Genomic DNA, 22269 nt, shown 5'->3' on the forward strand with positions numbered 1-22269 from the left:
TCCAGGTGGTCGCCTTCGCCACTGGTGTTCCTTCCTATATCTACGCATTTCACCGCTACACAGGAAATTCCACCACCCTCTACCATACTCTAGCTTGTCAGTTTTGAATGCAGTTCCCAGGTTGAGCCCGGGGATTTCACATCCAACTTAACAAACCACCTACGCGCGCTTTACGCCCAGTAATTCCGATTAACGCTTGCACCCTCTGTATTACCGCGGCTGCTGGCACAGAGTTAGCCGGTGCTTATTCTGTCGGTAACGTCAAAACACTTACGTATTAGGTAAATGCCCTTCCTCCCAACTTAAAGTGCTTTACAATCCGAAGACCTTCTTCACACACGCGGCATGGCTGGATCAGGCTTTCGCCCATTGTCCAATATTCCCCACTGCTGCCTCCCGTAGGAGTCTGGACCGTGTCTCAGTTCCAGTGTGACTGATCATCCTCTCAGACCAGTTACGGATCGTCGCCTTGGTGAGCCATTACCTCACCAACTAGCTAATCCGACCTAGGCTCATCTGATAGCGCAAGGCCCGAAGGTCCCCTGCTTTCTCCCGTAGGACGTATGCGGTATTAGCGTCCGTTTCCGAGCGTTATCCCCCACTACCAGGCAGATTCCTAGGCATTACTCACCCGTCCGCCGCTCGCCACCAGGTACAAGTACCCGTGCTGCCGCTCGACTTGCATGTGTTAGGCCTGCCGCCAGCGTTCAATCTGAGCCATGATCAAACTCTTCAGTTCAAACATCTTTGGGTTTTTAAGAAACCCTAAACTTGGCTCAGCAATCGTTGGTTACATCTTTGATTTCTCGCGGAGTAACTTGTGATGCTGATAATCTTTTTGACTATCAGTCTGACTCCACAAGCACCCACACGAATTGCTTGATTCAGTTGTTAAAGAGCGGTTGGTTAAGACTTTCATCTCAACCGAGGCGCGCATTCTACAGCAGCCTCTGTTGCTGTCAAGCGGTTATTTTCAGAAGTTTTCAAAGTTTCCTTTGCAACTTCAACCACTTGCGCTTCCGATCTCTCGTTAGCGGGAGGCGAATTCTACAGCGTTACTCGCTGCTGTCAACACCTCTTTTTCTCCGCTTTCGACCGAGAAGATCGAAACGTCTATAAGGCCAAACCAACCTGCCTTACCGACTCCTTCTGGGCTTCGATGACCTGAAGCAACTCGCTGTCGAAAACTGCGTAACTCTTTGTTTACCAAGGAGTTTTCCGTTTCGACTGCGCCGGAAGTGGGGCGAATTATAGACTTCCAGAATCTGCCGTCAACCCCTAATTTTGCTTTTCTATCAGGATGCTCAAAATCATTGCTTATATATAGACGCAACCGTCGCGAATGCGCAGTATATTGCCCAATACACACAGAACAACACTCTCGCTTCCCATTTCGGACGATGCCACGTTATGAATGACCATCCCCGCAGCCTCGCCTCGACTCTGTTCTCGGTGGGCCTGCTATTAATAGCCATGGCGTCGATCCAGTCCGGAGCCTCGTTGGCCAAAAGCATGTTCCCGATTATCGGCGCCCAAGGGACCACCACCCTGCGGCTGCTCTTCGCCAGCGTGATCATGCTGATTCTGTTGCGCCCATGGCGGGCGAAGCTCACCGCAAAGTCCCTGCGTACCGTCATCATCTACGGGATGGCACTGGGCGGCATGAACTTCCTCTTCTATATGTCTTTGCGCACCGTCCCCCTGGGTATTGCCGTAGCTCTGGAGTTCACCGGGCCGCTGGCGGTGGCGATCTATGCCTCACGCCGTGCGATCGACTTTTTGTGGATAGCCCTGGCGGCCATCGGCTTGCTTCTATTAATACCCACAGGAGCGACGACTGCGGGAATCGATCTTGCAGGTGCCGGCTATGCCTTGGGGGCGGGTGTCTGCTGGGCGCTGTACATCCTGTTCGGCCAAAAGGCCGGTGCCGACAATGGTGTGCAGACCGCAGCACTGGGCGTGATGATTGCCGCACTGTTCGTCGCCCCTATCGGCATCGTCCATGCCGGCGCCGCCCTGCTGACACCGTCATTGATCCCCGTGGCCATCGGCGTCGCCCTTCTCTCAACAGCCGTGCCCTACACGCTGGAGATGATCGCTCTCACCCGAATGCCAACCCGGACTTTCGGTACATTGATGAGCATTGAACCGGCTATTGGCGCGCTGTCTGGCCTGTTGTTTCTCCATGAGTACCTCACCCTGTCACAGTGGATGGCGATCATGTGCATCATTCTGGCTTCCGTCGGAGCGACCATGACCATGGGCAGTGCCGCCAAGCCAGCGGTTGCGGCAGATTGAGACAGGATTTGACGCAAGTCTGGTATTTGACGCTCAATTAGGCCATGTTTAGGCCCGCAACCCAGTGTCAGACATGGATTTTTCAGGACAGGGATATCAGAACGCTTCAAGCGAAAGCGAATGCAGCCACACCCGGGCACGAGATCCGGGAACGCTATAAGGACAGTAATGAAACGAATTTTGGTTCTGATCGCCGTACTCGCAATTGCGGGCTGCGCGGCGACATCGAAAACACAAGTCAAACATGGCAAGAAAGGGCTACATATCAACTGTTCAGGGCTTTCGTCATCCTGGGACAAGTGCTACACCAGCGCCGCCAACTCGTGCGCGCCCAAGGGTTACAAGGTCATCGCCAAGTCGGGGGATACCGTGGAAGAGCCCGGTGATTATCCATTTGGTCTCAACCCTGCCGGCTATACCAGCCGAAGCATGATCGTCATCTGCAAGTAGATTGATGCCGCCCGGCAATCTGGCGGCCAATCTCATCGGAACTGGACTTCAGCACAGTGCGCTGAATGTCCGGATTGGCCAACATTCGCGCCACGACCAACGCACCGATGCATTGCGACAGAATTGCCCACGCCAGGCTGTCGCTTTCCAGAATCCGCGCCCAACTCTCCTGCAAGCGACAAATCCAGCCCTCCGCCTGCTGACGAACAGCGATATCTGAACGAGCAATTTCAGCGCCCAACGCCGGTAATGCACAACCGGACTCCGGGTGCTCGACATGGGACATGCTCAGATAATGCTTCAGGCAGCGTTCCAGCCTGTCGCGATCCTGGTCAGCCCCCAATCGCTCCAGGCTTTGGCTCAATTCGCGCTCGACGATTGAGGCGAACAGCTCGTCCTTCGACGAAAAGTGACTGTAAAAAGCGGCGCCACTCAGGCCGATCGCCTTCATCAGCCCGTCGACACCTACCGTGGAAAAACCCGACTTTTTGGCCGACACCGCACTGCTCGTCAGCAGTTTCTCTCTGGTTTCCAGCTTGTGATTGGCCGAGTACCGCATTGCCTTGCCCTCAGGATTGATCGTCTTGACGCTTGCCAAATCCTAGCATAACGTTCGTTCAGTTAACGATCGTTTAGCAAAGGGATCTACCCATGAATAACAAGAAGGTCGTACTGGTGGTCGGCGCAGGTGATGCAACCGGCGGCGCCATTGCCAAGCGTTTTGCCCAGGAAGGTTTCATTGCCTGCGTCACTCGTCGTAGCGCGGACAAGCTCCAGCCGTTGGTCGATGCAATCAAATCCGCCGGCGGTGAAGCCCACGGATTTGCCTGTGATGCACGCAAAGAAGAGGATGTGATTGCGCTGGTGGAGCAGATTGAAACCGAGATCGGCCCCATCGAAGCGTTTGTTTTCAACATCGGTGCCAACGTGCCGTGCAGCATTCTCGAAGAAACCGCCCGCAAGTATTTCAAGATCTGGGAAATGGCCTGTTTCTCGGGTTTTCTCAATGCCCGCGAAGTGGCCAAGCGGATGGCCAAGCGTCAACGCGGCACGATTCTGTTCACCGGCGCCACCGCAGGCTTGCGCGGTGCGGCGGGATTTGCAGCGTTTGCCGGCGCCAAGCACGGGATTCGCGCGCTGGCCCAAAGCATGGCCCGCGAACTGGGGCCGATGAACATTCACGTTGCCCATGTCGTCGTCGACGGCGCCATCGATACTGACTTCATTCGCAACAGTTTTCCGGAGAAGTACGCGACCAAGGACGAGGACGGCATCCTCAATCCCGAGCACATCGCCGAGAACTATTGGTACTTGCACAGCCAGCCCCGGGACGCCTGGACTTTCGAGCTGGATCTGCGCCCCTGGAACGAACGCTGGTAAGCCCTCCCCCCCCTACAACAATAAGCAGAGCGCACCGACGATGAGCAAAACCGTAGAGTTCTTTTTCGATCTTGGCAGCCCCGCGACCTACCTGGCCTATACCCAACTGCCGAAGATTTGCGAACAGACCGACAGCCAGTTGATCTATAAACCGATGCTGCTGGGTGGGGTCTTCAAAGCCACCGGCAACGCCTCACCGGCGACCATCCCGGCCAAAGGTCGTTACATGTTTCAGGACCTGGACCGCTACGCCAAACGCTACGGCGTGACACTGAAGTACAACCCCCATTTCCCTATCAACACCCTGATGCTGATGCGTGCCGTCACGGGTATGCAGTTGCGTCATCCCGAACGCTTCCTCGCGTTTATCGATTGCCTGTTCCTCGCGCTCTGGGTCGAGGCACGCAGCCTCGATGATCCAGCGACTGTTGCGGCCGTGCTGACGCAAAACGGTTTCGATCCCAACGAAGTACTGGCACTCACCGCCGATGAAGAAGTCAAAGCCGTTCTCAAGGACAACACTGAGAACGCGGTCCAACGCGGTGTATTCGGCGCACCGAGCATGTTTGTCGGTGATCAGATGTTCTTCGGCCAGGATCGACTGGACTTCGTCCTTGAGGCCCTGAGTTAAATCTCGATGACCAACCGCCCTTGAGCCGCTCCAGCAGCGAGCAGTTCATGGGCGGCCTCGGCGGTTTGCAGGGTGAACTGCCGCGGGTCGAGCAACGGCTTCAACTTACCGGCCTCAATCAACTGCGCGGCTTCCCGAAGGATCTGCCCGTGATGTTCGCGCCCCTTGCCAGTCAACAAAGGCAACAAGGTAAACACCCCGGAGTAGGTCGCACCCCGAAACGACAACGGCGCCAGACTGTGCTGACCCCAACCGAGGCAGCTCACCACATGCCCCTCGTAAACACGAGCGGCCTTGAAGGAAGCGTCCAGCGTTTCACCGCCCACCGTGTCGTAGACAATATCGAAGCCCTCCCCCGCCGTGTGCTCCGCCACATAGTCCTCGACCGAAAATTTGCGGTAATCGATAAACGTCGCACCGAAACTTTCGATGATTGCCTGCTGCCCCGCCGAGCCAGTGGCGAACACTTCGGCACCGAAAGCCCGGGCTATTTGTACAGCCACATGCCCGACACCACCGGCACCACCGTGAATCAGCACTTTCTGACCCGCACGCACCCGAGCCCGGTCTACCAATCCTTCCCACGCGGTGATGAGCACCAAGGGCAAGCCTGCGGCCTCACGCATACTCAGATTGCCCGGCTTGTGTGCCAGTAGCCGCGCATCGACCACCGCGAACTGCGCAAGAGAACCTTGCGCACCACCAATGCCCGTCGCCATCGCGTAGACCTCATCATCCGGCAGCCATCCGCTGACGCCCTCTCCCAACGCCTCAATTGTCCCGGCCAGATCCATGCCCAGCACTGCCGGCAAAGGCTGACGCGCATGAGCAGCCTGCCCCGAACGAATCTTTGCATCCAACGGGTTCAACCCGCTGGCTTTGATCCTGACCAACACCTGACCCGGTCCTGGCACGGGTCGCTGGATGGAAACCAAGCGTAACGGCCCATTGGCCGAATCAACAATCAGAGCAAGCATTTCAAGTGAGTCAGTCATTTCGCAAATTCCCGTCAGAGGTGGCTGTAGGACCGATCTTCCTCCCACACACTCATGCCGATAAGACGCTATATGGCTATAGTGACCATGCCCATTTGGCATCAATGAGAAATCCCGTGGACAAACTCAATGCAATGGCCATCTTCGTCCGGGTTGTCGAACGCGGCAGCTTTTCTGCCGTGGCCCGGGAGATGCAAACCAGCCAGCCGACCATCAGCAAAGTGTTGAGGGCGCTGGAAACCGAGTTGGGCGGGAAGCTGATTTCCCGCAGCACGCGCCAACTTTCGCTGACGGACGAAGGTCAGCGGTACTACAGCGAATGCCGACAAATCCTGGCGGCCGTGGACGCGGCAGAACATAGTTTTCAATCGGGACGCGAAACCGTTGCCGGCAACCTGAAGATCGGTTCTTCCGTCAGTTTCGGGCGTCTGCAGATTGCACCGAGGCTTCCCGAGTTTCTGAAACAACACCCCCAGGTTCAGATAGACCTGCAACTCAGCGATCAGAATCAGGACCTGGTCAGCGAAGGCCTGGACGTTACGTTCAGAATCGGTGAATTGACCGACAGCGGCCTAATCGCCCGCCGCATCGGCACCACCCACCGGATAACCGTCGCAGCGCCGGACTACCTCAAACAATTCGGCCAGCCGCAAACACCGGAAGAACTGCGCGGACACAATTGCCTGCAATTCAACCTGCTGAACAGTCAGAACCTATGGGTTTACGAACGAGGCGCCCAGCGTCACGAGGTGCGAATCAAGGGCAATGCGCAAAGCAACAACTCCGAAGCGATTCGCGAGCTGGTGTTGGGAGGATTGGGGATTGCGTTGTCGCCGGTGTGGTTGTTCAGCGAGGATCTGAACGCCGGGCGAGTGACCGCGATTTTGCAGGACTACACCGCGCAGCCGCTGCCGATTCATGCCGTGTCCCCGGCGAATCGTCGCCAATCCGCCAGGGTCAAAGCCTTTGTCGACTACATGAGTCAGGCGCTCGAAACAGCGCCTGAACTGCAACCGGTCAAATAGCCGCGGTGCGAGTGTTTAGCCACTCAAGGGCCGCGCCATCCAGCAACGGGCTCAAGCGCTCGCGGACCTCGGCGTGGTAAGCGTTAAACCACTGCTTTTCGTCCAGAGTCAGCAGCGACGGCTCCAGGCAACGGGTGTCGATCGGGCACAAGGTCAGGGTTTCGAATTTCAGGAACTCGCCGAACTCGCTCTTGCCCGCTTCGGTGTTCAACACCAGGTTCTCGATCCGTACACCCCAGCGGCCTGGACGGTAAGTGCCCGGTTCGATGGACGTGATCATGCCCGGTTGCATCGCGGTTTGCGGGGCAGCGGCAGCCTGATAGGCGATGACCTGCGGGCCCTCGTGAACGTTGAGGAAGTAGCCGACGCCATGACCAGTGCCGTGTCCGTAATCAACGCTTTCAGCCCAGATCGGCGCGCGGGCAATCGAATCGAGCAACGGCGAGAGAATGCCTTTAGGGAATTGCGCACGGGACAAGGCGATCACGCCTTTGAGCACCCGCGTGCAATCGCGTTTCTGCTCATCTGTCGGCGTACCGACCGGCACCATCCGCGTGATATCGGTCGTGCCGCCCAGGTATTGACCGCCGGAGTCGATCAACAACAGACCATCACCCTCGATCACTGCGTGTTCTTCTTCGGTGGCGTGGTAGTGCGGCATCGCGCCATTGGCGTTGAACGCGGCAATGGTGTTGAAGCTCAGCGACACATAACCCGGACGTCGGGTACGTGCGGCCGTCAGGTGTTCGTCGATGGTCAGTTCGGTGATGCGCTCGCGACCGAGCGCCGAGTCCAGCCAGGTGAAGAATTCACACAGCGCCGCGCCGTCCTGCTCCATGGCCTGACGAATGTGCTCGGCATCGGCCAGGCTCTTCCGGGATTTGGCCAGGGTGGTCGGATTCAGGCCTTCGACCAGTTTCACGCCGCTGTCCAGGTTTTCCAGCAGACCGGCCGTCACGCGCGCCGGATCGACTTGCAGGCTCGCGCCGCTCGGCACGGCGCGCAGGGCATCGGCCACTTCGCTGTAATCGCGCAGGGTCACGCCGTCTTGTTCGAGGACTGCGCGCAACTCGGCATCGACCTTGCTCAGGGCCACGAACAGAGTGGCCTGCTCCTGGCTGATCAGGGCGAAGGACACGAATACCGGGTTGAACGACACATCGCCGCCCCGCAGATTGAACAGCCAGGCGATGTCATCGAGGGTGGCGATGAAGTGCCAGTCAGCACCACGATCCTTCAACACCTCACGCAACTTCGCGAGTTTTTCACCACGGCTGACAGTCGCCTGAGGCGGCAAATGCTGATAGATCGGCTCGTTCGGCAGCCTCGGACGGTCACTCCAGACTTCGCTCAACAGGTCGAGGTCAGTGCGCAGACGTGCGCCGCGCTCTTCGAGTTTGCCGCCCAGCGTACGGGCCGATGCAACAGCCATCACCGCGCCGTCCACCGCGACCACGCCGCCTTCAGGGGTTTGTTCGGCCAACCAGTCCAGTGGGCCGGGCTGGCCCGGTTGCAGCTTGACCAGTTCGATGCCGCTGCCGTTGAGTTCCTTGCTCGCTTGTTCCCAGTAACGGCTGTCGGCCCAGACACCGGCAAAATCCGGGGTCACGATCAGCGTGCCGACCGAGCCATGAAAACCCGACAACCATTGCCGACCTTGCCAGTAGCCCGGCAGGTATTCCGAGAGGTGCGGGTCGGCCGACGGCACCAACAGGGCATGAATGCCCTCCCGGCTCATCAGTTCGCGGGTTTGCGCCAGGCGCTCGGGCACCGATCCATTGATCGAAGGCTGCGTACTCATCATGTCTCCTGCTAATCACTTCATCATTATTGTTGAGTGCCGATCAATGCCGGCACTTTCAGGCCTACTGCCAGAATGCCGGAGCACTGGCGCAGGCTGTTTTGATCAGTTGTGCCGCTTGGTCGATGTCCTGCTCGGTGGTGAACCGGCCGAGACTCAAGCGGATGGTGCGACCCGCCGAACGCGCGTCATGCCCCAGCGCCAGCAGCACATGGGACGGCGCATTGCTGGCGGAGTTACAGGCCGAGGTCGCGGAAAACGCGATCGAATGACTCAACGCCGCGGAATTGAACTCGCCTTCGTTGAAGGTCAGGCTCAGGGTATGGGGAATGCGTTGGGTCGGGCTGCCATTGAGCCGAACACCGGGGATGCTCAGCAGTTGCTCGAGCAAGCGTTCGCGCAGCCGCACGATCGTGGCTTTTTCTTCCTCGAACGCAGCGGCTGCCAGGGCGAAGGCGACGCCCATGGCGGCGATCTGGTGAGTCGCCAGGGTCCCGGAACGCAAACCGCCCTCGTGACCGCCACCGTGAATCTGCGCCAGCAAACGCTGCTGCGCGCGCGGGCCGACGTACAGGGCACCGATGCCTTTGGGGCCGTAGATCTTGTGCGCCGAAAACGACATCAGGTCCACCGGCAAACGGGCCAGGTCGATCACCACTTTGCCCGCGCCCTGGGCCGCGTCGACATGGAACAACGCGTCGCGATCACGCACGATCTGGCCGATGGCCGCGATGTCATTGACCGTGCCCAGTTCGTTATTGACCAGCATCAGCGACACCAGAAAGGTGTCTTCGCGCATTGCCTCGCTGACCGCTTGCGGGGTAATCAGACCCTCGGCGTCAGGCACCAGATAAGTCACCGCGACACCGGCGTCCTGCAACTGCTTCGCCGTGTCGAGGATGGCTTTGTGTTCAATCTGGCTGGTGATGATGTGGCCGCCGGACACGCCGCGAGCCTGGGCCACGCCCTTGAGGGCAAGGTTGTTTGATTCGGTGGCGCCGGAGGTCCAGACGATCTGGTCCGCCTGGGCGCCGACCAGTTCGCCGACCTGGCGCCGCGCCTGCTCGACCGTTTGCCGGGCCTGCTGGCCGAAGGCATGGGAGCTGGACGCCGGGTTGCCGAAGTTTCCGTTGAAACCCAGACACTCGACCATGACCTTGATGACCCGCTCATCCACCGGCGTGGTGGCGGCGTAGTCAAAATACAGAGGACGTTTATTCATAGAAAACTCGCAGAGCATGTTCCGGGATCAGGAGGCTCGTCACTGAACCATCAAGGCGCAGCCTCGTGAGCTGCGCCGACCGTTCAGAGCGTTAGAAATACCTGATCGGAGGCCGTTAAAGAAGAACAACTTCATTTAAAAGTGCGTAGGAACGCTCCTGAAGTCGAGCTTAACAGGCATCGGCCAACCGGTTGAAGCGAAGTGTCAGCTAAAGCTCTCGAGCAACAACGGGTACAGAGAAGCCACCAACAGCAAGGCCATCCCCCAGTTGAACAGGCGCAACCAGCGACGATCCTTCAACACATTGCGCAACAATGTGCCGCAACCGGCCCAGACGCCGACGCTCGGCAGGTTGATCAAGGCAAACACCGCAGCAATCACGATCACATTGGTGAAGTAGCCCCGCATCGGCGTGTAGGTGCTGATGGCACCGATGGCCATGATCCACGCCTTGGGATTGACCCACTGAAACGCTGCCGCGCCGAGATAGCTGATCGGTTTGCTTTCGCCCTGTTCACTCTCGGAGACCGGGCCTGAATGAGCGATTTTCCACGCCAGATACAGCAAGTACGCCGCGCCGACGTAACGCAGCACCGTATAGAGCAACGGATAGGTTTGAAACACCGCGCCCAGACCGAAACCGACCGCCACGACGAGCACGAAGAAACCGCAAGTGATGCCCAGCATGTGCGGGATGGTGCGGTGAAAGCCGAAGTTCACACCCGAAGCCAGCAACATGGTGTTGTTGGGGCCGGGGGTAATCGAGGTGACGAGGGCAAACAGGGCGAAGCCCAGCAGCAGATCGAGCGAGAGCATGAGCGGCAGTCCAATCAGGGTCAGTCAGGTGTTGACCCTATCGCACGCCCGAGGGGAAACCCATGGACAGTTACGTGAAACTTCGAACGGTACAGTTTTCGATCAGCTTGGACGGCCGTGAAGCTGTACAGCACGTTCGGCGTTCATTTCGCCTTGTTTGTCGAAACTGAACGATTTTGGCGGCTGGTCGAGCAATTCGGCTTTTTTCGCATGGTATTCCTCGAAGGACAAACCACGACGATTCAAGGCCTCCAACGCCAACTCCCGACTTTCTTCTGCGGTGTAGGGCCGCAATTCGGGCGAAACATGGCTGGCACATCCGGCGAGAACGGAGACCGCGAGCAGCAAGAAAGTGGCGATTAGAGGTTTCATCGGTGGCGTCCTGGCATCTGGGTTCGGGGCAATGAACACAGGCTACCCGCGCCCTTCGACGGGCAGAAATCAACGCTCTCGATAGTGGCTATCGAATTTGGCTAACGACGTTCAGCCAATCCGCCTTATATCTCCGAATGATCTATAAATATTAATTTAAGGTCTTTTACGGAATAACAACCAGCCTTTATAACAACCCCATCGCCTCACCGCACTGTTGCTCACGCAACTGTTTGCCAGGCAACAGTCATTCAACAAACAGTCCTCGAAATCGCACAGTACCTACTGACCGATACGCTGTGAGCCCCGTAAAACAAGGCCTGCAAGGATTGGTACAGCTCTTGCTCAAGCCCTGTGACTACTCACTGCTCGCTGAGCAACTGTTTAAAAAGGAACTGATCATGTCGCGTCCATTGAAAGTCGTTGCCCTCTCCGGCGGTACCTGGCGTCCGTCTCGCACGCTGGTGTTGACCCAAGCGCTATTGGCCGAGTTGGCCGAGCAATTGCCGATCGAGAGCAAGCTGATCGAACTGGGCGACATTGCCCGGCCACTGGGCGCCGCACTGTCGCGTCAGGAATTGAGCGCCGAGATCGAAGCCGAGCTGCAAGCGATCGAGAACGCCGACCTGCTGATCGTCGCCGCGCCGGTTTATCGCGGTTCCTACCCAGGCCTGCTCAAGCACCTGTTCGACCTGATTGACCTCAATGCGCTGATCGACACGCCCGTGTTGCTGGCCGCCACCGGTGGCAGCGAACGGCATGCGTTGGTGCTCGATCATCAGTTGCGGCCGCTGTTCAGTTTCTTCCAGGCCCTGACCTTGCCGATTGGCGTCTACGCCACCGAAGCCGATTTCGCCAATTACCAAATAACCAGTGAGCCCTTGAAGGCCCGCATTCGTCTTGCTGCAGAACGCGCCGCGCCGTTGTTTGGCGTGCACCCCAAAAATCTGCTGAAAATCGCTTAAGGATTTCTTCATGGATGTTTTCTGGTTCCTGCCGACCCACGGCGACGGCCATTACCTGGGCACCACCCAAGGCGCCCGTCCGGTCACGCTCAACTATTTGAAACAAGTGGCGCAAGCCGCTGACAGCCTCGGCTATCACGGTGTGCTGATTCCCACCGGACGTTCCTGCGAAGATTCGTGGGTGATTGCTTCGGCGCTGGTGCCGCTGACCGAGCGCCTGCGTTACCTGGTGGCGATCCGCCCGGGGATCATCTCGCCAACGGTGTCGGCGCGCATGGCCGCGACGCTGGATCGGCTGTCCAATGGCCGCTTGCTGATTAACGTGGTGACCGGCGGTGACCCGGATGAAAACCGCGGTGACGGCATCTTCCTCGATCACAGCGAACGCTACGAAGTTACCGACGAATTCCTGAAGATCTGGCGCCGCGTGCTGCAAGGCGAGTCGGTGGATTTCGAGGGCAAACACCTGCAAGTGCAGAACGCCAAGGCGTTGTATCCGCCGGTGCAGAAACCGTATCCGCCGCTGTACTTCGGCGGTTCCTCCGAAGCTGCCCATGAACTCGCCGCCGAGCAAGTCGATGTCTACCTGACCTGGGGTGAACCGCCGGCCGCCGTTGCGGAAAAACTCGCCGATGTGCGTGAGCGTGCAGCGCGAAACGGGCGCACGGTGAAGTTCGGGATTCGCTTGCATGTGATCGTTCGCGAGACCGCCGAGGAAGCCTGGAAAGCGGCGGACAAACTGATCGAACACATCAGCGACGAGACCATCGCCGCTGCGCAGAAGTCGTTCTCGCGTTTCGACTCCGAAGGCCAGCGACGCATGGCTGCGTTGCATGACGGGCGTCGTGACAACCTGGAAATCTCGCCCAATCTGTGGGCCGGTGTCGGCCTGGTGCGCGGCGGTGCCGGGACAGCGCTGGTCGGTGATCCGCAGCAAGTGGCGGCGCGGATCAAGGAGTACGCGGACCTGGGCATCGAGAGTTTCATCTTCTCCGGCTACCCGCACCTCGAAGAGGCCTATCGCTTTGCCGAGCTGGTGTTCCCGCTGTTGCCCGAGCCGTACGCGAGCCTCGCGGGGCGCGGCGTTACCAACCTCACCGGGCCGTTTGGCGAAATGATCGCCAATGATGTGCTGCCTGCCAAAGCTTCCGCCTGACACTGCTCCTGTAGGAGCGAGGCTTGCCCGCGAAGAACGATAACGCGGTGCATCAGAACCACCGCAGCGCCTGCTTCGCGGGCAAGCCTCGCTCCTACAGAAAGCGTCGTCCATATAAGGAATTTCCAGCGTGACTGCCAAGCCGCAAAGCGCCCTGTTATCCCCGTTGCAGACCGCCCGCCAATTGGCCGCCGGGTTTGCCCTGACCGCTGTCGAGCGCGACGAGCGTGGCGGTACGCCCAAGGCCGAACGTGACGCCTTGCGCCACAGCGGTCTGCTCGCATTGAGCATTCCTGTCCAGTACGGCGGCCTCGGCGCCAGCTGGAGTGACACCCTGGGCATCGTGCGGGAATTCGCCAAGGTCGACAGTTCGATCGCCCATGTCTTCGGTTTCCATCACCTGATGCTCGCCACCGTTCGCCTGTTCGCCAGGCCCGAGCAGTGGCAGCCGTGGTTCGAACAAACCGCGCGCAAGAACTGGTTCTGGGGCAACGCCCTCAACCCGCTGGACACCCGCACCGTGGTGAAAAACCTCGGCGGCTGGCGCGAGTTTTCCGGCAAAAAAAGTTTCTGCTCCGGCGCCAGCGACTCGGAAATGCTGATCGCCTCAGCCGTTGATGAAAGCGCTGGCGGCAAGCTGTTGATCGCCGCGATTCCCAGCGGTCGCAGCGGCATCACCCTGCACAACGACTGGAACAACATGGGCCAGCGCCAGACCGACAGCGGCAGCGCGACGTTCGAACGGGTGCGGGTCGAGGAATCGGAACTGCTGCTCGATCCGGGTCCGCTGAGCACACCGTTCGCCTGCCTGCGGCCATTGATTGCCCAACTGACCTTCACGCACATGTTCCTCGGCATTGCCGAAGGGGCTTTCGAAGAAGCGCGGCAGTACACGCTCACCGAGACCCGGCCGTGGCACAAATCCAGCGCACAGGATGTGCGTCAGGATCCTTATGTGCTCGGCCATTACGGCGAATTCTGGGTTGCCCTGGAAGGTGTCCGGTTGCTAGTGGAACGCGCTGCCGAGTTGCTCGACAAGGCGTGGGCCAAAGGCCCGAATCTCAGCGCCGAAGAACGCGGACAGCTGGCCACGGCCATCGCCACCGCGAAAGTCGCGGCGACACGCAATGGCCTGGACATCTGTAGCCGCTTGTTCGAAGTCACCGGCGCGCGCTCGACTCACGCCTCGCTGCGACTGGACCGCCACTGGCGCAACCTTCGCACGCAAACCCTGCACGACCCGGTGGATTACAAACTCCATGAACTGGGCGACTGGGCGTTGAACCAGTCCCTGCCGATCCCGACTTTCTATTCATAGCCTTCTATTCAGGGAGCCTGCCTGATGCAACTTCTGACCCTACCGCCCTCGCCCGCCCTGGCCACGTCGATCCGCGCCACCGCGCAGGTGTTCGAAGACCCGAAATCCCAGGCCTTGCTCGCGCACATTCAACAAGTCGCGCCGAGTGAAGCCAGCGTGCTGATCATCGGTGAAACCGGCACCGGCAAGGAGTTGGTGGCGCGGCATATCCACAATCTCAGCTCTCGCCGTAACCGGCCGTTCGTGGCGGTGAACTGCGGTGCATTCTCTGAATCGCTGGTCGAGGCCGAATTGTTCGGCCATGAGAAAGGGGCTTTTACCGGTGCCTTGAGCGCCAAGGCCGGCTGGTTCGAAGAGGCCGATGGCGGCACCTTGTTCCTCGATGAAATCGGCGATCTGCCGATGGCGATTCAGGTCAAATTGCTGCGGGTGTTGCAGGAGCGCGAAGTGGTGCGCCTCGGTTCGCGCAAGAGCATTCCCATCGACGTGCGTGTGCTGGCGGCGACCAACGTGCAGCTCGAGAAAGCCATCAACGCCGGGCATTTCCGCGAGGATTTGTACTACCGCCTCGACGTGGTCAGCCTGGAGTTGAGTCCGCTGCGCGATCGCCCCGGCGACATCCTGCCGCTGACCCGCCACTTCGTCGAAGCCTACAGCCAGCGCCTGGGTTACGGCACCATCACCATCAGCAAAGAGGCCGAACTGAAACTGCGCAGCTACAGCTGGCCGGGCAACATCCGCGAACTGGAAAACGTGATTCACCACACCCTGCTGATCTGCCGCAATGGCGTGATCGAACGGGATGATTTGCGCCTGTCGAACATGCGCATCGAGCGTCAGGACGATCACCACGCGGGCTTCGACGACTCACCGGAAGCCTTGCTCGATCGGGCCTTTCAAAAGCTCTTTGAAGAACAGGCCGGTGCGCTCCACGAGAAAGTCGAAGACGCCTTGTTGCGAGCGGCTTATCGCTTCAGCCATTACAACCAGGTGCACACCGCTGCCCTGCTCGGCTTGAGCCGCAACGTCACGCGCACACGGCTGATAAAGATCGGCGAGCTGGCGGTGAACAAGCGCCGCGCCACGGAAAACGTGCAAGGCGAGCGCCTGATGCAGTTGTCGATCTAAGCACTTACCTCAAATGCACCAGGTTGCAGTGCAACGCGTCGTCGTGGCTACGTTCCAGACTGTGCAGCACCTGGAACGAGCCGAAGGTCACGGTTTTCGCCTGATGCGCGCGTATCAGCTGCCAGAAATCCTGCTCGCCGCTTTCAAAGCCCTGGAACGCGGCTTCCCCCGCCTCGCGAGTTTGCCATTGCAGGTAATTGAGCACCCGCCGGCCGTCGTCGCTGGCCTGGATGCTCGCACTCAAAAACCCGCTGTAGCCTTGGGCCAGGCGCTCGGTCTGCTTTGACAGTGCCGACACCAGTGCGGGTTGCTGATGGGGTTCGATCTCGAATTCGATCAACTGGGTGAAGCTGCGATTTTTCTCTGGCGCTTGCATGAAAAGTCCCCACTGACGTGTAAGCCGGATCTTGCGATCCGAAGGCCTGCAGGGTAAAACCTCAAGTTAACTAGAGGTCAAGGGGCATTTTTCAAATGATCACCTCGGAACATCTGCACAAGGAACTCACTGTCGGCCAACTGGCGGCGCGCAGCGGCGTGGCGGTCACGGCGCTGCACTTTTACGAGTCCAAGGGTTTGATCAAGAGCAATCGCAATCAGGGCAACCAGCGGCGATATCCGCGGGAAGTGTTGCGGCGGGTGGCGTTGATCAAAGTGGCCCAGCGGTTGGGGATTCCGTTGGCGGAGATTGGCGAGGCGTTGAAAGCCCTACCGGATAACCGCGCGCCGACGGCGGCGGACTGGAAGGTGATGTCGGCGCAGTGGAGTCAGGATCTGGATGAACGGATCAATCAACTGACCTTGCTGCGGGACAAGCTCAATGGCTGCATTGGGTGTGGGTGTTTGTCGATGGAGGCGTGTCCGTTGCGTAATTCTGGGGATGTGCTGGGGGAACAAGGGCCGGGGGCGCAGCTGCTTGAATCGAGGGTTGATCCAGAATAGTGGTGCGACCTTCGCGGGCAAGCCACACTCCCACAGGGTTTTGTGTTGTTTTCGAATAACACGCGCCCTTGTAGGAGCGAGGCTTGCCCGCGAAGGCGTCCTCAAGTCAGACCGACGCTTAGAACCCCGGCGCAATCTGCCCTTTGTAGCGGGTCAAAATGAACTGCCGCACCTCATCGGAATTCAACGCCTTGGCCAGTTTCTGCAGACCCGGGTCATTGATGTTGTCCGGCCGCGCCACGAGGAATTCGATGTACAGGCTCTTGCCCTTCTCGACGATCAGCGCGCTGTTGGTATCGATCCCCGCTTCCAGGGCGTAGTTGGCGAACACAAACGCCAGGTCCACCTGGCTCACCGAACGCGCCAGCAACGCGCCTTCCAGTTCACGAATTTTCAGGTGTTTCGGATTTTCGATAATGTCGCGCGGGGTCGCCAGGGTGTTGCTCGGGTCCTTGAGTTTGATCAGCCCGGCTTCGTGCAGCAACACCAGCGCGCGGCCGGTGTTCACCGGGTCGTTGGGAATCGATACGGTGGCGCCGTCCTTCAGCTCGGCGATGTTTTTGATCTTGGTCGAGTACGCCCCAAACGGTTCGATGTGCACGCCCACCACCGGCACCAGGTCGGTGTGGCGAGTCTTGTTGTAGTCATCGAGGAACGGCCGGTACTGGTAATAGTTGGCGTCGAGGTTTTTCAGCGCCAACTGCTGGTTGGGCTGGATGAAGTCGGTGAAGACTTTGATGTCCAGGTCCACGCCTTCCTTGGCCAGCGTCGGTTTGACGAATTCGAGGATTTCCGCGTGCGGCACCGGTGTGGCGCCGACGGTGAGTTTTTCGTTGGCGTGAACGCTCAACGACACGAGGGCAGCCAGAATGGCCAGGGTCTTTTTCACGGTGTGCTCCTAGGCAGATTGAATGGCCGTCGTGGGGTGGACGTGGGGCCTTTTTTTTGAGTTGAATGTTTAACGTCGGCTGTAGCGCGCCACCAATCGGTCGCCGGTCATTTGCAGGGCCTGAACCAGGATCAGCAACAGCACCACGGTGACCACCATCACGTCCGTCTGAAACCGTTGATAGCCGTAGCGGATCGCCAGGTCGCCCAGTCCGCCACCGCCGATCACCCCAGCCATCGCGGTGTAATCCACCAGCACAATCGCGGTCACCGTGACCGCCGCCAGCAACCCTCCCCGGGCTTCCGGCAACAAGGTGTGGCGGATGATTTGCCAGGTGGTGCCGCCCATGGCCTGGGTCGCTTCCACCACCCCGCGATCGACTTCGCGCAACGCGGTTTCCACCAGCCGCGCGAAGAACGGCGTGCAGCCGACCACCAGCGGCGGAATCGTCCCCGGCACGCCGAGCGACGTGCCAACCAGCAGCGTGGTCAGGGGAATCAGCACGATCAGCAAAATGATGAACGGCAGCGAACGCAGCATGTTCACGATCACCGACAACACCCGGTAAACCCCGACGGCTTCGTGCAACTGGCGCTTGCCGGTGAGGAACAGAATCACGCCCAACGGCAATCCCAGCAGCACGGTAAATCCCAGCGCAGCACCGAGCATGCTCAGGGTGTCGAGGCAGGCCTGGGCGATGTCGGCCCAATAGATGTTTTTAAACCACTCGGCCATGGGTCACGACCAGTCGTGGCGCGGTGGTTTCACGCCGTTGAGCAGCCAGTTGCCGACCACGTGGTATTTCCAGCGCACCGGGTCGTGCAGGGTGTGGACCCGAGCATTGCGCCAGTGACGGTCGAAGTTGTGCTTGCGCAGGGTCGAGCGGGTGCCGCCGAGTTCGAAGAGTTTGTTGGTCGCCTCAATCGCGATTTCGGTGGTCAGCACCTTGGCCTTGGCCACCGCCAGGGACGCTTGGGCGACGTTGTCTTCATCGGGTGCCGGACGCGCGACATCCAGCGCTCGCCCCGCCCGTTCCAGCAAGGCTTCGGCGGCTTCAAGACGAATCTCCAGGCCACCCACCTGAATGATGGTCAGTGGATCTTCGCTGGCCCTTTCCACGCCCGCGTCGATCCAGGGCCGGGCGAATTGCTGGACGAACGCAACCGTGTCCCGCAGCGCTGCGCGGGCGATGCCGGCGTCGATGGCCGCGGTGGTCAACTGCGCGAACGGGCCGGCCAGGGTGGGGGTTTCATAGGAGCGATAGGTCGGGAACAGATTGAACGCCGGCACGCGCAAGTCCTCGACCAGCACGGTGCCGCTGGACGTGGTGCGCTGGCCGATGCTGTCCCAGTCGTCGACGATCACCAGCCCTTTCGTGCCGCGCTCGACGAACGCCAACTGGCCCTTCTGCTCTTCATCCAGCGCCAGCACCGCCAGCCAGTGGGCGTAGAGTGAACCGGTGCAGTAACCCTTGCGCCCGTTGATCACATGACCGTCGCCGTAGCGGCGAATGGTCGCCTGAATGTCCTGCACGTTCTTGCCGCCGGTTTCCGACAAGGCATTGGCAAAGCGATGACCTTGCAGCGCCAGTTCGAAGAAATGCGCCTGTTGCTCCGGCGTGCCTTGCAGGCGAATGTCCTCCAGCAGGCAATAGTGGTTTTGCGGGATCTGCCCCAAGGACGGATCCGCCGCCGAGATGATCGCAATGACCTGCGCCAGCACCGCGTAGGACACCTGCGCGCCGCCAAACGCTTTCGGCACGCTGATGCCCCACAGGCCGCTGTTGGAATAGAAGTCGACGATCTCGGCAGGCACCTGTCGGGTGCGGTCGCGTTCAGCGTCCTGCTCCAGCAAAACTGCAGCCACACGCTCGGCAACGCGCAAGGCTTCGGCTTCATCGGCGATCCGATGGGCGGCCGGCGGGTTGATCGGATAAACGGCAGATTCAGGCATACAAGTCTCTCGGTACTGATGTTTTCGAAAGGACATTGCAGCTTCTGTGCCGACCACTTCACCCCGTGTTTTCGGGCGGTTTGTCGATTAAAAAGGGATAAACCCGGGCAATCTGCTGCTGCGCTGTTGATGGCTGAACAGTGGCGCTGCTGCTCGTCGGGCACTGCGTTGCGCAAAAGAGGCTGACCTATAGTTATCCGACCGGAAATCGGCGAAGGGACAGCTTCAATTCACAACAACAAGGGAGAACCGTCATGAGCGTCAAACCCATTCCAGAGGGCTATCACAGCATCACGCCTTACCTGGGCATTCAGAAAGCGGCCGAAGCCATCGAGTTTTACAAGAAGGCCTTTGGCGCCACCGAAGTCATGCGCCTGTCCATGCCGGATGGCGGGATTGGTCACGCCGAGCTGAGGATTGGCGATTGCCCGATCATGCTCGGTACGCCGTGCGATCAGGGGCCGTTGAGTAATCCCGACAAGTCGCCCTCCGTGGGGCTGCATTTGTATGTGAACGATGTGGACAAGTCCTATAAACAGGCGATTGCGGCGGGCGGCACGGTGGTGTCCGAGGTCAAGGACCAGTTTTATGGCGACCGCTCGGGGACCTTGAAGGATCCCTATGGGCATCTTTGGTTTCTGGCGACGCGCAAAGAGGATTTGACGCAGGGGCAGATTGAGCAACGCGCCAAAGAGATGTTTCAGCAAGGTTGAATTCTTCTGTGTCTGGACGGGCCTCTTCGCGGGCAAGCCTCGCTCCTACAGGGGTTTGTGTGGTTCCTGATATTTTCGAACGACACAATCCCCTGTAGGAGCGAGGCTTGCCCGCGAAGGCGCCATTCCTGGCACCACAGATCCCCCGAACACACTTCATGAACAACCCCACCACGCTTCACGCCTTGCCGTAACCACGCAACACTTTCAGGATGCAGGCAACTACAACAAGGACTCGCCCCATGTTCGCCGGATTCCTGAAAGACCAGCGCCACGTCAACGGTGTGGACATTGCCTACCGCATCGGTGGCAGCGGGCCGGGCCTGCTATTGCTGCACGGTCACCCGCAGACCCACGTCATCTGGCACAAGGTTGCTGAACAACTGGCCGCGCACTTCACCGTGATCGCCGCCGACCTGCGCGGTTACGGTGACAGCGGCAAACCGCCGGCCAACGATCACCACACCAATTACTGCAAACGCGAAATGGCCAAGGACAGCGTCGAGCTGATGAAGTCCCTGGGCTTCGAACAGTTTTCGGTACTGGCCCACGACCGTGGCGCCCGCGTGGCCCATCGCCTGGCGCTGGATCATCCCGACACCGTGCAACGCATGGTGCTGCTGGACATCGCCCCTACCCTGTCGATGTACGCGCAAACCAACGAGGCGTTTGCCCGCGCCTACTGGCACTGGTTCTTCCTGATCCGCCCCGCGCCGTTGCCGGAAACCCTGATCGAAGCCGACCCCGAAGCCTATCTGCGCAGCGTGATGGGCAGCCGCAGCGCCGGGCTCAAGCCGTTCACCCCCGAAGCCTTTGGTGAATATGTGCGCTGCCTGAAACTGCCGGGTACCGCGCGCGGTATCTGCGAGGACTACCGCGCCAGCGCCAGCATCGACCTGGACCATGACCGTGCCGACATCGCGGCCGGCAATTATCTGCACCTGCCGTTGCTGGTTCTGTGGGGCGCCGAAGGCACGGTCGGGCGCTGTTTCAAGCCGCTCAAGGAATGGCAACACGTGGCCACCGACGTGCGTGGCAAGGCCCTGCCCGCCGGTCATTACATCGCCGAAGAAGCGCCCGAACTGCTGCTCGCCGAAGTGCTGGGTTTCCTGCGCTGATCGTTGCGTCCCGCTGCTATGCTGGCGGCTCATGCCGCCAGTGTTCGTTCTGCCATGACCACCAAGAAAGACAACGTGCCCCTACCCGAAGACCTGCGTGTACTCCTCACCGTGATCCGCAAGAGCGGTTTCGCCGCCGCAGCCGATGAGCTGGGCCTGTCGCCCGCCTACGTCAGCAAGCGCATCCAGATTCTTGAAACCACCCTCGGCACCCGCCTGCTGCATCGCACCAGTCGCCGCATCGCCCTGACCGAAGACGGTGAACGGGTCCAGCGCTGGGCGCTGCGCATTCTTGATGATTTCCAGCAACTGCACGACGAACTCTCCGACGCCCACGACAGCCCTCGCGGGCGTCTGCATTTGTGCAGCAGTTTCGGTTTCGGCCGCCATCACGTGGCGCCGGCCGTTTCGTTGCTGGCCGAGCGTTATCCCGACCTGGAGATTCGCCTCGACCTGTTCGACCGAGTGGTGGACATCGTCAATGAAGGCTTCGATCTGGAGATCCGTGTCGGCGACGACATTCCCGGCCAGCACATCGGCCGTCAGTTGGTGAGTAATCGACGGGTCGTCTGTGCGGCGCCCGGTTACCTGCAACGTCAGGGCGCGCCGCAGACGTTGAGCGAACTGGAGCAACATCATTGCCTGGTGATCAAGGAGCGCGACAACGCCTTCGGCATCTGGAACCTGGAACGTAACGGGGTTCAAGAAAGCGTGCGGGTCAGCGGACCGCTGTCGTCCAACAACGGCGAGATTGTCTTGCAGTGGGCGCTGGACGGGCGCGGCGTTGTGCTGCGGTCGTTATGGGATGTGAAACCGTTGCTGGAGCAAGGGCGGCTGGTGCAGCTGCTGCCCGAATACACCCAGAGCGCCAACGTCTGGGCGGTGTACCCGACGCGGCTGGCGTATTCGGGGAAATTGCGCGCGTGTGTGGAGTTTTTGCAGGAGCATTTCAAGGGGTTGTCGGTGTAGCCCGGCAATGCAGGGTCTAGTGTCTGATGAAGATCAAATGTGGGAGCGGGCTTGCTCGCGAAAGCGGGGCATCAGTCAAAGATATTGTCGACTGACATGACGCCTTCGCGAGCAAGCCCGCTCCCACAATT

At 59.6% G+C, this 22269-nt stretch carries 23 protein-coding genes and 1 rRNA gene (1 of these 24 cut by a window edge); 13 read left to right on the forward strand and 11 right to left on the reverse strand.

Annotated features, from left to right (window positions below; all coding sequences use genetic code 11):
* Positions 1 to 739: ribosomal RNA gene (locus tag ACA049_RS21260) — 16S ribosomal RNA — on the reverse strand (it extends 800 nt beyond the left edge of the window).
* Positions 740 to 1410: 671 nt separating this feature from the next.
* Between ACA049_RS21260 and rhtA the strand changes: the two genes are divergently transcribed.
* Together rhtA and ACA049_RS21270 are read left to right on the forward strand one after the other, a co-directional pair.
* On the forward strand, positions 1411 to 2298 hold the full coding sequence (gene rhtA, locus ACA049_RS21265; protein WP_497329599.1) for a threonine/homoserine exporter RhtA: 888 nt from the start codon (positions 1411 to 1413) through the stop codon (positions 2296 to 2298).
* Between the two features lie 168 nt (positions 2299 to 2466).
* The gene (locus tag ACA049_RS21270) at positions 2467 to 2748 is read left to right on the forward strand and encodes a hypothetical protein (protein WP_497329601.1); all 282 of its coding nucleotides are present in this window, start codon (positions 2467 to 2469) and stop codon (positions 2746 to 2748) included.
* Here ACA049_RS21270 and ACA049_RS21275 read toward each other — a convergent pair.
* Positions 2735 to 3307, reverse strand: a complete 573-nt coding sequence (locus tag ACA049_RS21275; protein ID WP_497329603.1) for a TetR/AcrR family transcriptional regulator — start codon at positions 3305 to 3307, stop codon at positions 2735 to 2737. The genes ACA049_RS21270 and ACA049_RS21275 overlap by 14 nt on opposite strands.
* 92 nt (positions 3308 to 3399) lie before the next feature.
* Here ACA049_RS21275 and ACA049_RS21280 point away from each other — a divergent pair, with 92 nt between their 5' ends.
* Both ACA049_RS21280 and ACA049_RS21285 read left to right on the forward strand, forming a co-directional pair.
* Positions 3400 to 4128 carry an SDR family oxidoreductase gene (locus ACA049_RS21280; RefSeq protein ID WP_497329605.1) on the forward strand — a complete coding sequence of 243 codons (729 nt, stop codon included), beginning with the start codon at positions 3400 to 3402 and terminating at the stop codon, positions 4126 to 4128.
* A 40-nt stretch (positions 4129 to 4168) separates the two neighbouring features.
* The gene (locus ACA049_RS21285) at positions 4169 to 4759 is read left to right on the forward strand and encodes a 2-hydroxychromene-2-carboxylate isomerase (protein ID WP_497329607.1); all 591 of its coding nucleotides are present in this window, start codon (positions 4169 to 4171) and stop codon (positions 4757 to 4759) included.
* On the opposite strand, the gene ACA049_RS21290 is transcribed toward ACA049_RS21285, so the two are convergent.
* The gene (locus tag ACA049_RS21290) at positions 4756 to 5754 is read right to left on the reverse strand and encodes a zinc-dependent alcohol dehydrogenase family protein (RefSeq protein ID WP_497329609.1); all 999 of its coding nucleotides are present in this window, start codon (positions 5752 to 5754) and stop codon (positions 4756 to 4758) included. The genes ACA049_RS21285 and ACA049_RS21290 overlap by 4 nt on opposite strands.
* Before the next feature lie 104 nt (positions 5755 to 5858).
* Here ACA049_RS21290 and ACA049_RS21295 point away from each other — a divergent pair, with 104 nt between their 5' ends.
* The gene (locus tag ACA049_RS21295; RefSeq protein WP_497329611.1) at positions 5859 to 6779 is read left to right on the forward strand and encodes a LysR family transcriptional regulator; all 921 of its coding nucleotides are present in this window, start codon (positions 5859 to 5861) and stop codon (positions 6777 to 6779) included.
* Here ACA049_RS21295 and ACA049_RS21300 read toward each other — a convergent pair.
* The 4 genes from ACA049_RS21300 to ACA049_RS21315 form a co-directional block, all read right to left on the reverse strand.
* Positions 6772 to 8580: an aminopeptidase P family protein gene (locus ACA049_RS21300; RefSeq protein WP_497329613.1), complete on the reverse strand. Its 1809-nt coding sequence runs from the start codon at positions 8578 to 8580 to the stop codon at positions 6772 to 6774. The genes ACA049_RS21295 and ACA049_RS21300 overlap by 8 nt on opposite strands.
* A 64-nt stretch (positions 8581 to 8644) precedes the next feature.
* Positions 8645 to 9802, reverse strand: a complete 1158-nt coding sequence (locus ACA049_RS21305) for a cysteine desulfurase family protein (protein ID WP_497329615.1) — start codon at positions 9800 to 9802, stop codon at positions 8645 to 8647.
* A gap of 204 nt (positions 9803 to 10006) precedes the next feature.
* Complete coding sequence (locus tag ACA049_RS21310) at positions 10007 to 10618, reverse strand: LysE family translocator (protein WP_497329617.1); 612 nt, start codon at positions 10616 to 10618, stop codon at positions 10007 to 10009.
* 102 nt (positions 10619 to 10720) lie between these two features.
* The gene (locus ACA049_RS21315) at positions 10721 to 10990 is read right to left on the reverse strand and encodes a hypothetical protein (protein ID WP_497329619.1); all 270 of its coding nucleotides are present in this window, start codon (positions 10988 to 10990) and stop codon (positions 10721 to 10723) included.
* Between the two features lie 401 nt (positions 10991 to 11391).
* On the opposite strand from ACA049_RS21315, the gene msuE reads away from it, so the two are divergent.
* The 4 genes from msuE to ACA049_RS21335 all read left to right on the forward strand — a co-directional run bounded on the left by msuE (position 11392) and on the right by ACA049_RS21335 (position 15557).
* The gene (gene msuE / locus ACA049_RS21320) at positions 11392 to 11955 is read left to right on the forward strand and encodes an FMN reductase (protein WP_219095270.1); all 564 of its coding nucleotides are present in this window, start codon (positions 11392 to 11394) and stop codon (positions 11953 to 11955) included.
* Between the two features lie 10 nt (positions 11956 to 11965).
* Positions 11966 to 13111 (forward strand): FMNH2-dependent alkanesulfonate monooxygenase, encoded by a 1146-nt coding sequence (gene ssuD / locus ACA049_RS21325; RefSeq protein WP_101206980.1) that lies wholly within the window; start codon positions 11966 to 11968, stop codon positions 13109 to 13111.
* Between the two features lie 130 nt (positions 13112 to 13241).
* Positions 13242 to 14429: an acyl-CoA dehydrogenase family protein gene (locus ACA049_RS21330; protein ID WP_497329621.1), complete on the forward strand. Its 1188-nt coding sequence runs from the start codon at positions 13242 to 13244 to the stop codon at positions 14427 to 14429.
* A 24-nt stretch (positions 14430 to 14453) separates the two neighbouring features.
* Positions 14454 to 15557 carry a sigma-54 interaction domain-containing protein gene (locus ACA049_RS21335; protein WP_497329623.1) on the forward strand — a complete coding sequence of 368 codons (1104 nt, stop codon included), beginning with the start codon at positions 14454 to 14456 and terminating at the stop codon, positions 15555 to 15557.
* Positions 15558 to 15561: 4 nt separating this feature from the next.
* Here the strand turns inward: ACA049_RS21335 and ACA049_RS21340 are convergent, their stop codons facing one another.
* The gene (locus ACA049_RS21340) at positions 15562 to 15933 is read right to left on the reverse strand and encodes an antibiotic biosynthesis monooxygenase (RefSeq protein ID WP_497329625.1); all 372 of its coding nucleotides are present in this window, start codon (positions 15931 to 15933) and stop codon (positions 15562 to 15564) included.
* Between the two features lie 95 nt (positions 15934 to 16028).
* On the opposite strand from ACA049_RS21340, the gene soxR reads away from it, so the two are divergent.
* Entirely contained in the window at positions 16029 to 16496 is a 468-nt protein-coding gene (gene soxR / locus ACA049_RS21345) for a redox-sensitive transcriptional activator SoxR (protein ID WP_497329627.1), read from the forward strand.
* A 118-nt stretch (positions 16497 to 16614) separates the two neighbouring features.
* Here soxR and ACA049_RS21350 read toward each other — a convergent pair whose 3' ends face one another.
* From ACA049_RS21350 to ACA049_RS21360, 3 genes are all read right to left on the reverse strand, one after another.
* Positions 16615 to 17385 carry a MetQ/NlpA family ABC transporter substrate-binding protein gene (locus tag ACA049_RS21350; protein WP_497329629.1) on the reverse strand — a complete coding sequence of 257 codons (771 nt, stop codon included), beginning with the start codon at positions 17383 to 17385 and terminating at the stop codon, positions 16615 to 16617.
* A 69-nt stretch (positions 17386 to 17454) separates the two neighbouring features.
* On the reverse strand, positions 17455 to 18120 hold the full coding sequence (locus ACA049_RS21355; RefSeq protein WP_497329631.1) for a methionine ABC transporter permease: 666 nt from the start codon (positions 18118 to 18120) through the stop codon (positions 17455 to 17457).
* A gap of 3 nt (positions 18121 to 18123) precedes the next feature.
* Positions 18124 to 19338: an SfnB family sulfur acquisition oxidoreductase gene (locus ACA049_RS21360; RefSeq protein WP_497329633.1), complete on the reverse strand. Its 1215-nt coding sequence runs from the start codon at positions 19336 to 19338 to the stop codon at positions 18124 to 18126.
* A 254-nt stretch (positions 19339 to 19592) separates the two neighbouring features.
* Here ACA049_RS21360 and ACA049_RS21365 point away from each other — a divergent pair, with 254 nt between their 5' ends.
* The 3 genes from ACA049_RS21365 to ACA049_RS21375 all read left to right on the forward strand — a co-directional run bounded on the left by ACA049_RS21365 (position 19593) and on the right by ACA049_RS21375 (position 22138).
* On the forward strand, positions 19593 to 20051 hold the full coding sequence (locus ACA049_RS21365) for a VOC family protein (RefSeq protein WP_497329635.1): 459 nt from the start codon (positions 19593 to 19595) through the stop codon (positions 20049 to 20051).
* A gap of 242 nt (positions 20052 to 20293) precedes the next feature.
* Positions 20294 to 21169: an alpha/beta fold hydrolase gene (locus tag ACA049_RS21370; RefSeq protein ID WP_497329637.1), complete on the forward strand. Its 876-nt coding sequence runs from the start codon at positions 20294 to 20296 to the stop codon at positions 21167 to 21169.
* A gap of 18 nt (positions 21170 to 21187) precedes the next feature.
* Positions 21188 to 22138: a LysR substrate-binding domain-containing protein gene (locus ACA049_RS21375; RefSeq protein ID WP_497336926.1), complete on the forward strand. Its 951-nt coding sequence runs from the start codon at positions 21188 to 21190 to the stop codon at positions 22136 to 22138.
* Positions 22139 to 22269: the final 131 nt, after the last annotated feature.

It is taken from the genome of Pseudomonas sp. LBUM1662 (genome assembly GCF_059695915.1).

Bases quoted from the DNA above. Each gene is read 5' to 3' on its own strand.
- ACA049_RS21275 (WP_497329603.1), bottom strand. From the start codon at position 3,307: ATGCGGTACTCGGCCAATCACAAGCTGGAAACCAGAGAGAAACTGCTG.
- soxR (WP_497329627.1), top strand. From the start codon at position 16,029: ATGATCACCTCGGAACATCTGCACAAGGAACTCACTGTCGGCCAACTG.
- ACA049_RS21285 (WP_497329607.1), top strand. From the start codon at position 4,169: ATGAGCAAAACCGTAGAGTTCTTTTTCGATCTTGGCAGCCCCGCGACC.
- ACA049_RS21375 (WP_497336926.1), top strand. From the start codon at position 21,188: ATGCTGGCGGCTCATGCCGCCAGTGTTCGTTCTGCCATGACCACCAAG.
- ACA049_RS21340 (WP_497329625.1), bottom strand. From the start codon at position 15,933: ATGCAAGCGCCAGAGAAAAATCGCAGCTTCACCCAGTTGATCGAATTC.
- ACA049_RS21335 (WP_497329623.1), top strand. From the start codon at position 14,454: ATGCAACTTCTGACCCTACCGCCCTCGCCCGCCCTGGCCACGTCGATC.
- ssuD (WP_101206980.1), top strand. From the start codon at position 11,966: ATGGATGTTTTCTGGTTCCTGCCGACCCACGGCGACGGCCATTACCTG.
- ACA049_RS21270 (WP_497329601.1), top strand. From the start codon at position 2,467: ATGAAACGAATTTTGGTTCTGATCGCCGTACTCGCAATTGCGGGCTGC.
- ACA049_RS21300 (WP_497329613.1), bottom strand. From the start codon at position 8,580: ATGAGTACGCAGCCTTCGATCAATGGATCGGTGCCCGAGCGCCTGGCG.
- ACA049_RS21290 (WP_497329609.1), bottom strand. From the start codon at position 5,754: ATGACTGACTCACTTGAAATGCTTGCTCTGATTGTTGATTCGGCCAAT.
- ACA049_RS21365 (WP_497329635.1), top strand. From the start codon at position 19,593: ATGAGCGTCAAACCCATTCCAGAGGGCTATCACAGCATCACGCCTTAC.
- ACA049_RS21305 (WP_497329615.1), bottom strand. From the start codon at position 9,802: ATGAATAAACGTCCTCTGTATTTTGACTACGCCGCCACCACGCCGGTG.
- ACA049_RS21310 (WP_497329617.1), bottom strand. From the start codon at position 10,618: ATGCTCTCGCTCGATCTGCTGCTGGGCTTCGCCCTGTTTGCCCTCGTC.
- rhtA (WP_497329599.1), top strand. From the start codon at position 1,411: ATGAATGACCATCCCCGCAGCCTCGCCTCGACTCTGTTCTCGGTGGGC.
- ACA049_RS21370 (WP_497329637.1), top strand. From the start codon at position 20,294: ATGTTCGCCGGATTCCTGAAAGACCAGCGCCACGTCAACGGTGTGGAC.
- msuE (WP_219095270.1), top strand. From the start codon at position 11,392: ATGTCGCGTCCATTGAAAGTCGTTGCCCTCTCCGGCGGTACCTGGCGT.
- ACA049_RS21295 (WP_497329611.1), top strand. From the start codon at position 5,859: ATGAGAAATCCCGTGGACAAACTCAATGCAATGGCCATCTTCGTCCGG.
- ACA049_RS21360 (WP_497329633.1), bottom strand. From the start codon at position 19,338: ATGCCTGAATCTGCCGTTTATCCGATCAACCCGCCGGCCGCCCATCGG.
- ACA049_RS21280 (WP_497329605.1), top strand. From the start codon at position 3,400: ATGAATAACAAGAAGGTCGTACTGGTGGTCGGCGCAGGTGATGCAACC.
- ACA049_RS21315 (WP_497329619.1), bottom strand. From the start codon at position 10,990: ATGAAACCTCTAATCGCCACTTTCTTGCTGCTCGCGGTCTCCGTTCTC.
- ACA049_RS21355 (WP_497329631.1), bottom strand. From the start codon at position 18,120: ATGGCCGAGTGGTTTAAAAACATCTATTGGGCCGACATCGCCCAGGCC.